The sequence below is a fragment of the Moheibacter lacus genome, from assembly GCF_014042165.1.
Classification (GTDB): domain Bacteria; phylum Bacteroidota; class Bacteroidia; order Flavobacteriales; family Weeksellaceae; genus Moheibacter; species Moheibacter lacus.
The window spans coordinates 150,909-162,748 of sequence record NZ_JACDZE010000001.1; the positions used below are offsets into that span (position 1 = coordinate 150,909).

Below are 11,840 nucleotides of genomic sequence, written 5' to 3' on the forward strand. Positions count from 1 at the left end.
TCCGAAATTCGAAGTTCGAGTTTCGATTTTCTTACTTTTATTTAAATTTTCCTTTTGCGAATTTCGAACTTCGAATTTCGAATTTCATTTTAATACAAATTTTCCAATGCTTTTTTCAAATTCGATAAAATCTCCGAAATATCCGATTTCGAAGTTGTCCCAACGGAAAGTCGGAACCAAGTCGAGTCAATTGAAGCACCAAATGCACTAAACGGAACCAATGCGACTTTTGCTTCTTTCAACAAATAACTGGTGATTTCCTGAACCGTTTCGATTTTATTTCCGCTTTCTGTCATTTTTCCGATCAAATCAAATTTCACCGTGAGATACAAAGCCGCTTCCGGCTCGATTACATCTACCGGAAATCCTTCCGATTTCATCTCCGCAAAACCTTTGTAAAATTCATCCAAACGAAAAGACAATTCCGATTTAATTTGGGTTAAATAAGATGCTACTTCATTTTCTTTGGTCAAAAATTCTGCAGTTGCCAATTGCTCAGGTTTAGGCGCCCATGCACCGATGTGCCCCAAAATATCTTTCATTTTATGGATGATTTTCTCCGGTCCAAATGCCCATCCTACGCGGACTCCGGTTGCAGCAAAGGCTTTGGATATTCCATCGATGAAAATCGTGTAATCCCGCATTTCAGGATTGAGCGAAACAGGATTATAATGCTCTGTTTCTCCATAGGTTAGCTGCCAATAAATCTGATCATACAACAAATACAAAGGTTTTAAATCCAATTCCTTTCTTCGTTTATTTTCTGCTACTATCAAATCAGAAATTTTTGCCAATTCCTCTTTTTCAAAAGTCGTCCCGGTCGGATTCAATGGCGAACAAACCGCAATCAAATCTACTTCTTGCATATAAGGTTCGATTTCTGCAGCCGTCGGCATGAATTTATTTTCCGGACTTGTTTCGATGACGATTTCTTTGTTTCTTGCCAAATACGTATAAGCATCATTGTTCCAAGATGGCGTCGGATACAAAACCGTATCTTCCAAATCCAAAATCGTTTGATACACCGCATATATCAACGGTCGCGCGCCACCGGAAATCAAAATTTCGTTTTCCGAATATGTCAATCCCAAATTCTTTTTCAAATAGTCAGAAACCGATTTTCGGAGTTGGATTTCTCCGTTTCCAAGCGGATAATTGGTCAAATCTTTTTCATATGCCTCGATGATCAAGGATTTTAATCTGTCAGGAATGGGAAAAATTTTGGAATCAAAATCTCCGATGGTCAAATTGTAAATTTTTTCACCTTGCGCTTGTAAAGCTTTTACTTCTCCGGCCAATTTGATGATGGCCGATCCTTTTAAATTTTCAGAAAGTTGTGATGTTTTCATTTTTGATGGATGTTGGATGCTGAATGCTGAATGCTTTAAACTATTCAAAATTCAACTCAATTATTTTTTCTATTTTATTAGTAAGTTGCTAAATTAGGCGACAACCATTTTTCTGCCAATTCTATCTCTATATTTTTTCTTTTTGCAAAATCTTCTACTTGATCCATTTTAATTTTTCCTACGCCGAAATATTTCGCTTCCGGACTTGCGAAATAATATCCGGAAACGGAAGAAACCGGCAGCATCGCCAGCGATTCTGTCAATTCAATTCCCGTTTTTTCTTTTACCTTTAACAATTCCCAAATCGATAATTTCTCCAAATGATCTGGACAAGCCGGATACCCAGGCGCCGGACGAATTCCTTTGTAGGCTTCTTTTATCAAATCTTCATTGCTCAAAACCTCATCTGCACTATAACCCCAATATTCTTTTCGGACTTTTTCATGCAAAAATTCTGCATAAGCCTCAGCCAAACGGTCTGCCAAGGCTTTAACCATAATTGAATTATAATCGTCATTATTCTCTTCAAAAGCTCTCGCAAAATCGGAAATTTCTTTTCCGGCCGTTACCGCAAAACATCCAACATAATCCTCAATTCCGCTTTCCTTCGGCGCTATGAAATCGGCCAATGAAAAATTGGGTAAATTCTTTGATTTTTTGGATTGTTGGCGCAGCGAAATAAATTGATTGATCTTAGTACCATCTTCATCGTAAATTTCGATGGTATCGTCTTCTACTGAATTAGATTTAAACAACCCAAAAATTCCTTTTGGTTTGGCAATATTTTCATTTTCGATCCGATCCAACATTTCCAAGGTATCTTTGTACAACTTTTTAGCTTCTGTTCCAATTAATTCGTCCTCCAACAAATCGGGAAATTTTCCGTGCAATTCCCAAGTTTTAAAATAAGGTGTCCAATCGATATAATCCCTTAATTCCGAAACGGTTGCCTCATGCAAATGAACTCCCAAATTATGTGGTTTAAAGGGTTTATTTGCTTCGAAATCAACTTTGAACTTATTTTCTCTTGCTTGATCTATGGTTAAATATTCTTTCTGAACCGTTCGGGAAAGAAATCCGTCACGAATTTTGTCATAATCTTTATGCGTTTCGACCAAAAATTCGTTTTGATTTTCACTGATCAATTTAGTCGCGACCGGAACAGAACGTGATGCATCCAAAATATGAATCACGGACGAATATTCAGGTGCGATTTTCACCGCTGTATGCGCTTTGGAAGTCGTTGCTCCACCTATCAACAACGGTAAATTCATTTCTCGTTTTTTCATTTCGCGGGCGACGTGAACCATTTCGTCCAGAGAAGGCGTGATCAAACCGCTTAGACCGATCATGTCTACTTTATGCTGAATCGCTTCTTCCAGAATTTTTTCAGCAGGAACCATCACACCTAAATCGATGATTTCAAATCCATTACAACTCAAAACGACAGAAACGATATTTTTCCCAATGTCGTGGACATCGCCTTTCACCGTAGCCATCAACACTTTAGCAGCGGGTTTATCAGTTTTGTTTCTGCGTTTTTCTTCTTCCAAATAAGGTGTCAAATAAGCAACCGCTTTTTTCATCACACGCGCCGATTTTACGACCTGTGGTAAAAACATCTTTCCGGCTCCAAACAAATCCCCGACGACATTCATTCCGTCCATCAGTGGACCTTCGATGACTTTCAAAGGTGATTCGATTTTGGCTAAAGCTTCTGCAGTATCCTCGTCGATAAATTCGGTAATTCCTTTTACGAGCGAATGTTCAATTCGTTTTTCCAACAACCAATTTCGCCATTCATCGTCTTTCTTTTTGGTTTTGGCTTCGCCTTTTACATTTTCAGCATAATCTATCAATCGTTCCGTAGCATCTTCCCTTCTATCGAGCACTACATCTTCAACCAATTCCAACAAATCAGGCGGAATGTTGTCATACACTTCGAGCATTTCAGGATTGACGATTCCCATATCCATTCCGTATTTAATCCCGTGGTATAAAAACACAGAATGAATGGCTTCACGCACCAAATTATTTCCCCGAAAGGAAAAAGAAGCATTGCTCACACCACCGCTTACCAAAGCGCCCGACAAATTTTCTTTGATCCATTTGGTCGCTTCAAAAAAGTCCAAAGCATTTCGCCGGTGTTCTTCCATTCCAGTTGCAAGCGGAAATATATTCACATCAAAAATGATGTCGTTTTTTGGAAAACCAATTTGATTCACCAAAATATCATACGAACGTTTACAGATTTCGATTCTTCGTTCTAAATTATCGGCCTGCCCGATTTCATCAAATGCCATGACGATGGCTGCCGCTCCATATCGACGAATTTTTTTGGCTTGGTAAATAAATTGTTCTTCACCTTCTTTTAAACTGATGGAATTGACGATGGCTTTACCCTGCACATTTTTGAGTCCGGCTTCGAGAATTTCCCATTTGGACGAATCAATCATAATCGGGACTTTGGAAATATCAGGTTCAGCTGCAATCAAACGTAAAAACCGAACCATGGCTTGTTTGCCATCGAGCATTCCTTCGTCCATGTTGATGTCGATAATTTGCGCACCTCCTTCGACTTGGTCACGTGCAATTTGCAAAGCGGCTTCGTAATCTCCGGATTTGATGAGACTCAAAAATCGTTTGGAACCGGTGACATTGGTGCGTTCGCCGACGTTTACAAAGTTTGAATTGTCTCGTATGTAGAGCGGTTCTAATCCGCTTAAAGTTAATTTTAAACTCATTCTTTTTTTAATAGCACAAAGTATAATGTATCAAGTTTAAAGTATTTATTCTTTTAAAAACCTTTCTGGAATTGATGGAAAATCATAATTCCACTTATTAGTTTTAGAATTATAAAACAAGTAGGGTGGATCAAATCCTTCCACAAAAACTAATTCAAATTCTTCATCATTAATTAAAATATATTCCGGAATAGTAGAGCCTATTTCATTAAAATTAAAATGTAAATTTTTTAACGTTTTCCAATCTCCTTCTTCGGGTAATTTTTGATTTTCACCTTTATATTTTTTAATATTATCAATCAAAGAATTTCCATATTCGATTTCAGATTTATATTTCAATTCAATTGGTAGATTAAACCAAATAATTATCCCTAACAAAAGAGCTATAATTAAACCCAATATTAAGTAAATTACTTTTTTCATGTTTGCATTTTTTTTCAGCCCTGCCAGGGTTTAGAACCCTGGCAGGGCTATTAAGGTTTTTTACACCAATTCCGGTAATTTTCTCGATTGAAAATCCTTTGCGAATTCAGCAATCGCTTTTATATGTTCCGGCGTTGTTCCGCAACATCCGCCGATGATATTGACCCAGCCGTTTTCGATCATCGGTTTTACATTTTCCAACATGATTTCCGGTGATTCATCGTATCCGCCAAAAGCATTGGGTAATCCGGCATTGGGATATACGCTGACATAAAAAGGCGAATGATCAGCTAAAGTTTCCACATACGGAATCATATCGGTCGCTCCCAGAGCGCAATTCAAACCGATGCTTAACAATGGAATATGCGAAAGCGAAATCAGAAATGCTTCGGTGGTTTGTCCAGAAAGTGTTCTTCCACTTCTATCCGTAATGGTTCCGGAAGCCATGAGCGGAACCTGAATTCCGGTTTTGTCCATTGCTTCCATAATTCCGAAGAATGCGGCTTTGGCGTTGAGCGTATCGAAAATGGTTTCGACCAAAATCGCATGGACGCCGGTTTTCAACAAAGGGATGGTTTGTTCTTTATAAGTTTCGACGAGTTCGTCATAATCCACATTTCGAAATCCGGGATCGTTGACATCGGGTGAGATGGAAGCCGTGCGATTGGTGGGACCGAGAGAACCTGCTACAAATCGCGGTTTCTCAGGATCTAAGGCGGTGATTTCGGCGGCAGCTTCCAGTGCCAATTTCGCAGAAGCAATATTTAATTCTTCTACCAAATTAACCATATCATAATCGATCATGGAAATCCTATTCGCATTGAAAGTATTGGTTTCGATAATATCCGCTCCGGATTTCAAATAATCCAAATGGATGTTTTTGATGATGTCGGGTTGGGTAATGGAAAGCAAATCGTTGTTTCCTTTCAAGGATTGGTGAAAATTTTTGAATCGTTCTCCCCGATAATCCTCTTCGGTCAAATTATGCCGCTGGATCATGGTTCCCATGGCGCCGTCGAGAATGAGTATTCTGTCTTTGATGATGTTGGTCAAATTCATTTTATACGTATTTCGTAGTTCGTATATCGAACTTCGTAATTAACAATTGACCTTATGAAAGAAATATGTGAAGAAATTCTTTCCTTATCTTTTCTCGGCTGAACCGAGATAGGATGTAGCACCCGTCTCAACGGGTTGCTAAGGTTTCACAGGGCCTAATCCCTCCACCTTTCTCAATAAGGTTCGCCAAAGGTATCGATTAATTTTTGAAATGGGCAAATAAAATTGGATTTGCAAAGCTATATTTAATGCTATCAGCAAGATGAAATTTTTGTAATTTTGTTTTTCAACCTAACCTAATGAAGCAAAAACTCTACTTTTTTTTGATATTTTTTTTCTTTTCAATTTTGAGCAGTATAGGGTTTGCTCAAATTAGTATCATTGAAAATTTCAACTCAACAACTGTCAATACGTTACCTGATGATTGGACTGTAGATGACGAGGATATTTATCCATTTTCAACCCTAAACACACCACACTCATGTGATGGTAAAGGTTTATCTGATAATGTTTCTAGCTTTTCCTTAAACAAAACTTCCTATGTTCAAACCCCAACGGATGTATCAAATGGTGCAATCGTCAATGTATCTTTTGATTTCAAAGTAGTGAACAATAGTTTTGGACCTTTATCTGGAAATTGGGGTAATTTATACTTTGAATACCAAGTTGGTACAAATCCTTCTTGGACAATCGCTCAAAACATAAACAACTCGAATTATTCATCTTCAAATACTTGTGTAAATCGCAATTTTACAATCCCCGCAATCAATTTCCCAAATGGCCAAAATGTTCGGTTTCGTTTTCGTGATGTTTATGGAACTGCAGGAACACCTGATTTTATTGTTATTATTGACAATGTAAATATTACCCAAACTGCGTCCAATCCCCCAAATTGTGATGCCAACTTAACTTCTCCCATTAATGGAGCGATCAATGTCCCTATTTCTACAAATCAGATAAACTGGAGTTTTGCGACCGGAGGAGCGACAAATTATAGAATCAGTATGGGAACGACACCGGGAGGTTCTCAAATTGCTAATAACATTGATTTGGGGAATGTAAACACGTATACGATTCCCGTTCAATTATTATACGCCACAACTTATTATGTGAGGATTGTTCCCACCAATGCATCTGGACCGGCAACAGGTTGTGTAGAACAAAGTTTTACAACTATTGCACCCATCACCATTTCACGCCCTTGGGAAGAACCTTTTCAAAGCAGCTACTCTGGCCCGCCAATCAATATATATGGATGGGAAGTGGATGATTACATCGTTTCAACTATGCCTTCTCGTTTTGCGGTCAATCCTGATAATTTAAATGGATATATTTTACACCAACAATTAAATGAACCCAAAAATTTTCAAACCATTTCTGTTGGGGTGATCCAAGCCGGGGATTTATTGGAATTTGATTATGCTTTTGGGCCATATGATTCCGGAGTTATTCCTGGACCTTCAGATGCTGAAATCCGAATTTATATTTCAACGGATTATGGCATCACTTATCCATCTACTCCAATTGCGGTTTTAACACCTAATTCAACCAATAATTGGCGAGATTTCAGTTATGACCTCAGCAGCTATGCCGGTCAATTTGTCAAAATTAAAATCGAAACCAATCCTTTACTCTCTCGCTTTTCTGCTGGGTTTGATAATTTTTATATCGGTCATGAAATCACTTGTGAACGAGCTGAGAACGTAGAGTTGGTCTATGTCGGAAGCACTTCCGCTCAGGCGACTTGGGACGCAGTATCGGGCGCTTCAAGTTATGATTGGATGGTTTTTTTAGATGGAGATGATCCAGAAATAGATGTGCCTGTTTTTACGGGCAATACCAATTCTACTACGATTACTGTAAACAATTTGGCACCGGGAACTGCCTATGATTTTTATGTTCAAACAGACTGTGGTGTTGATGGAGAGAGTTTCTTATCAGAAGTTTTGAATTTTACCACCCGTTGTTCAGCGATAGATGATTTCCCATATATTGAATCCTTTGAAGACAGTAGTGCCAACCGTCCATGTTGGCAAAATGAATATGTCGTTCCAGGATCGCTTCCGTTAAATTGGCGGTACATGTCCCAAACAGACCCTTACAGCATCATCAATACGCATGATGGTGTAAAATATGCGTTCTTCCAAAGAGACGTAAAAGATGGAAATACGACCAAATTGGTTTCTATTCCATTGGATTTGAGTGGAGTTTCACAACCCAAACTATCCTTTTGGTATGTGAATATGTACAACGAAGCCCCTGAAAGTTTAAGCATCAACACTTTAAAAGTTTATTATAAAACCAGTCCAAATGGCAATTGGATTCAATTGGGAACTACGTTTGATTCCGATGTTACCGAATGGACTAATGTTGAATTTAACCTTCCGAATCCGAGCAGCGAATATTATATCGCCTTTGAAGGAATGAATGATTGGGGATTGGGAATTGGGATAGATTCCGTAGAAATTTATGATGATTATACTTGTCCATTTGAAACAACTTGGGACGGAATGGCTTGGAGCAATGAACTTCCGGATGCTGACACAAAAGCCATCATCAATGGTGATTTTGTTTTAACATCTGATTTGACTGCTTGTCAAATTGAAATCACCGCATTGGGTTCTTTGGAAATCCCATCCAATCTGACTTTAAATGTAGTGGACCGAATCACCAATCTGGCGACTTCTGAGGATTTTATCGTCCGGAACGAAGCCAATTTAATACAAGAACGCGACGTCGAAAATATTGGAGAAATCCGGGTTCATCGCATCGGGATTCCATACAAACGGCTGGATTATACGATTTGGGGTTCACCCGTTTTAGGACAAGAATTAAAGGCTTTTTCACCTATGACGGTGAACAATCGCATTATGACTTATAACGGGACCGACGGATACCAGCCGGTTCCCGACATTTATGCCGATTTCATTCCGGGACAAGGCGTGATGTTCCGTGCGCCCAACAATTGGAGTTCTACGACTCCAGCTGCCTATCACGGCGTATTTACAGGTGTTCCGCAAAATGGGACTTACAGTTATCCGACGTATGAGGACAGTTACACATCGATTGGAAATCCTTATCCATCCAATTTAGATGCTTACGAATTCTTTATCGCCAATCCTAAAGTGGAAACTTTGTATTTCTGGACCAATTTGAATCCCGTAGAAAATGGCTCTTATTCGGGAAATAATTATGCTACACTAAATCTCGCCGGTGGAACCATAACGCCGACTTCACCTGATAATGGCGGCGAAAACGAAAAACCCAATGGCATCATTTCAGTTGGACAAGGTTTTATAGTAAAAACTTTAGATACTGAAGAAGTCGTTTTTAACAATGAAATGCGAACGGACAGCGATGCTCCATTCTTTAAAGGAGAAATAGAAAGGCATCGTTTTTGGCTCAATTTGACCGATCAAAATGACTATGGTTTTAACCAAATTTTAGTCACCTACATGAACGGAGCCACTGAGGGAATCGATACCCAAATGGATGCCAAAATGCTGAATTATAACGGCCCTGCTATTTTTAACCAGATTTTAGAACAGCCTTTTATCATCCAAAGCAGACCGACTCCTTTTGATATTCATGATCGAATTTCATTAGGGTTTAAATCCAATCGCCATGATCGATTCAAAATCCAATTGGCCAATTTCGACGGACTTTTCTCCCAAATCGACATCAAAATATACATCAAAGACCTTTACGACAACAGCGTACATTGTTTATCTGATTCCGAATTTGAATTTGAAGGTTATGAAGGATTTGAACTGAAAAGATTTGAGGTTTTTTATCTTCCCGAATCTGTCAATTTACAAACTGATGAATTTGCTACAAATGGCATCATTTTATATAAAAGCAGAGCATACATCGAAATTCTATCTGAATTCCAACACATTGAATCTGTAGAAGTATTTGATTTGAGTGGACGAAAACTTTGGTCAGATCAGGATTTGAATGCGAAAAAACACCGATTATTGTCTGCCAATTTCGGTTCGCAAATCCTACTCATTCAAATAAAATTGGAAAATGGAGAAATGGTTTCGAAAAAATGGGTGAATTAAAAAATCCCACCAATTTTGGATTGATGGGATGCTATTATAAAAATCGATTTCTTATTGATTTCCTTTTGCATGGTCAGCCAGAAACTGCGCCAATCCAATGTCTGTTAAAGGATGTTTCAATAATCCCATGATGGAACTAAGCGGTCCGGTCATCACGTCAGCACCGATTTTTGCACAATTCACGATGTGCATGGTATGACGGATAGAAGCCGCCAAAATCTGCGTATCATACAAATAGTTGTCATACACCAAACGGATTTCTTCGATCAAATTCAAACCGTCAGTCGAAATATCATCCAATCTTCCCAAAAAAGGTGAAACATAAGTTGCGCCGGCTTTTGCAGCCAAAAGCGCCTGGCCTACTGAAAAAACCAAAGTCACATTGGTTTTGATGCCGTTTTCAGAGAAATATTTACAAGCTTTCACACCATCTTTGGTCATCGGGATTTTCACGACGATTTGGTCGTTTAGTTTTGCAAGAGCTTTTCCTTCTTTGATCATGCCGTCAAAATCCGTTGAGATAACTTCCGCACTTACATCTCCCTCTACGATTTTGCAAATATCTTTGTAGTGTTTCAAAATGTTTTTCTCGCCTGTGATGCCTTCCTTTGCCATTAAAGAAGGATTGGTGGTTACACCATCCAAAATCCCTAAATCCTGCGCTTCTTTGATGTCAGCCAAATTGGCCGTGTCGATAAAAAATTTCATTTGTTGATTGTTTCAAAAGTTGGCACAAAATTAAGGGTTATCTTCATTAAAACCTGAGTTCGATTAATATTTGTAGGTTCAGACTTTTGTAAGATGAAAAGTTCGAGGCGGGAATAGGTAGATTTATCGGGATAAATCAAGTATTTCCAACGAAAAAATTTTCATCTTACAAATAAGTCATTTTGAAAATTTAGAATTTACAAATCTTAAAACTCACACCACTTAAAAATAGCGATCTGAATCCTAAAGATTAATCGAACTCAGGTTGAAAACATTATTTCAGATGAAAATTGAATTCAATTTATTTCTCCCTATTTTATAAATCATTAAATTAGCTGTAAATCAACACCATGAAAACTTTCACATTGCTTTTATTCTTTTTATCCATTCCGCTATTTATTTCAGCTCAAACTGAAGAATTGACCGATGAGGTTTGGTATTTGCATTGGGTGAAATTAAATGATCAGACCATCGAAAATCCTAATTTATTAGAATCCAATTCCTATTTATGGTTTGGAGTTGATAGTTTTTTTTCTGAAACCTGCCTTTCCGGAGGTGTTCATGGAAATTTTTCCATACTAGAAAATGAAATCTCTCTTTCAAATGTTAATACCTACCCAGGTGATTGTGAAGCTGACGCATCTATCCTTTTTAGAGAAGCTTACTACGAAATCATGTTGCAAGATTCATCTTTTTCTTTTACAATCAATCCACAAGAAGGAGGATTAATTGAATCAATCTGGGTAAATGAAGCAGGAAATGAATTGTATTTTACCAATCGTCCATTTTATAATTCAGCACCAACTGAAATAGACCAAATGAGTTGGTTTTTACAGTATGTAAAAATCGACGATGTCATTCATTATACTCCAAACAATGAAGAAGTTAACAGCGTTGTACTACAATTAAATGGATATCATTTCTCAACTGGTGTTTGTGCGCCTTTAGACGGATCTTTTGGTTTTTTACCTGACACAAATAAATTTAATATTATTGAAATGGCTGAAGGAATGCTAGAATGTGGGCCTGTATATGGAAATAACCAATTCCAAAATCTTTATCATGGCTATTTTTGGACCAATCAATTGGAAGAACTTGAATATGAATATACAGAAAATAGCGACCAGTCTAAATCATTAGTCATAACCGATTCACAAGGAAACCAATTGGTATATGGAGATGTTCAATTAAATACTTCAGAATTTTCATTGAATTCATTTGAAATCTATCCTAACCCTGTAAAAGATTTTCTTTCCATAGAAAATCCTAATTTAAACATCGATAAAATTCAACTATTGGATTTACAAGGAAAAATTGTCCTAGAACAAATCATTTCTTCTGCATCCATAAAATTAGACCTAAAAAATTTATCCAAAGGCATTTACATTTTGCAGTTAAAATCCAACCATCAAATCCTTCAATCAGAAAAAATCATCAAAAAATAATTCAATTCAAAGTTGGAATTTATGACTTCGAGGACGCATTCCTTGAGG

The 11,840-nt window shown here is 37.7% G+C and carries 7 protein-coding genes and 1 riboswitch; of the genes, 2 read left to right on the forward strand and 5 right to left on the reverse strand.

What is annotated here, in order from left to right:
* Positions 1–89: 89 nt before the first annotated feature.
* The 4 genes from HU137_RS00690 to HU137_RS00705 form a co-directional block, all read right to left on the reverse strand.
* Complete coding sequence (locus HU137_RS00690; RefSeq protein ID WP_182041888.1) at positions 90–1,349, reverse strand: pyridoxal phosphate-dependent aminotransferase; 1,260 nt, start codon at positions 1,347–1,349, stop codon at positions 90–92.
* A 77-nt stretch (positions 1,350–1,426) separates the two neighbouring features.
* Entirely contained in the window at positions 1,427–4,093 is a 2,667-nt protein-coding gene (metH, locus tag HU137_RS00695) for a methionine synthase (RefSeq protein WP_182041889.1), read from the reverse strand.
* A 45-nt stretch (positions 4,094–4,138) separates the two neighbouring features.
* Positions 4,139–4,516, reverse strand: a complete 378-nt coding sequence (locus HU137_RS00700; RefSeq protein ID WP_182041890.1) for a hypothetical protein — start codon at positions 4,514–4,516, stop codon at positions 4,139–4,141.
* Between the two features lie 60 nt (positions 4,517–4,576).
* Positions 4,577–5,575 carry a homocysteine S-methyltransferase family protein gene (locus HU137_RS00705; protein ID WP_182041891.1) on the reverse strand — a complete coding sequence of 333 codons (999 nt, stop codon included), beginning with the start codon at positions 5,573–5,575 and terminating at the stop codon, positions 4,577–4,579.
* A gap of 81 nt (positions 5,576–5,656) precedes the next feature.
* Positions 5,657–5,758, reverse strand: a riboswitch (SAM riboswitch).
* A gap of 164 nt (positions 5,759–5,922) precedes the next feature.
* On the opposite strand from HU137_RS00705, the gene HU137_RS00710 reads away from it, so the two are divergent.
* Positions 5,923–9,639 (forward strand): T9SS sorting signal type C domain-containing protein, encoded by a 3,717-nt coding sequence (locus tag HU137_RS00710; protein WP_182041892.1) that lies wholly within the window; start codon positions 5,923–5,925, stop codon positions 9,637–9,639.
* 51 nt (positions 9,640–9,690) lie between these two features.
* Here the strand turns inward: HU137_RS00710 and fsa are convergent, their stop codons facing one another.
* Positions 9,691–10,347 (reverse strand): fructose-6-phosphate aldolase, encoded by a 657-nt coding sequence (fsa, locus tag HU137_RS00715; RefSeq protein WP_182041893.1) that lies wholly within the window; start codon positions 10,345–10,347, stop codon positions 9,691–9,693.
* 350 nt (positions 10,348–10,697) lie between these two features.
* Between fsa and HU137_RS00720 the strand changes: the two genes are divergently transcribed.
* Complete coding sequence (locus HU137_RS00720; protein WP_182041894.1) at positions 10,698–11,792, forward strand: T9SS type A sorting domain-containing protein; 1,095 nt, start codon at positions 10,698–10,700, stop codon at positions 11,790–11,792.
* Positions 11,793–11,840: the final 48 nt, after the last annotated feature.

Excerpts from the sequence above, each read along its gene's own strand:
- metH (WP_182041889.1), bottom strand. The coding sequence starts at position 4,093 with ATGAGTTTAAAATTAACTTTAAGCGGATTAGAACCGCTCTACATACGA.
- HU137_RS00705 (WP_182041891.1), bottom strand. The coding sequence starts at position 5,575 with ATGAATTTGACCAACATCATCAAAGACAGAATACTCATTCTCGACGGC.
- HU137_RS00700 (WP_182041890.1), bottom strand. The coding sequence starts at position 4,516 with ATGAAAAAAGTAATTTACTTAATATTGGGTTTAATTATAGCTCTTTTG.
- HU137_RS00720 (WP_182041894.1), top strand. The coding sequence starts at position 10,698 with ATGAAAACTTTCACATTGCTTTTATTCTTTTTATCCATTCCGCTATTT.
- fsa (WP_182041893.1), bottom strand. The coding sequence starts at position 10,347 with ATGAAATTTTTTATCGACACGGCCAATTTGGCTGACATCAAAGAAGCG.
- HU137_RS00690 (WP_182041888.1), bottom strand. The coding sequence starts at position 1,349 with ATGAAAACATCACAACTTTCTGAAAATTTAAAAGGATCGGCCATCATC.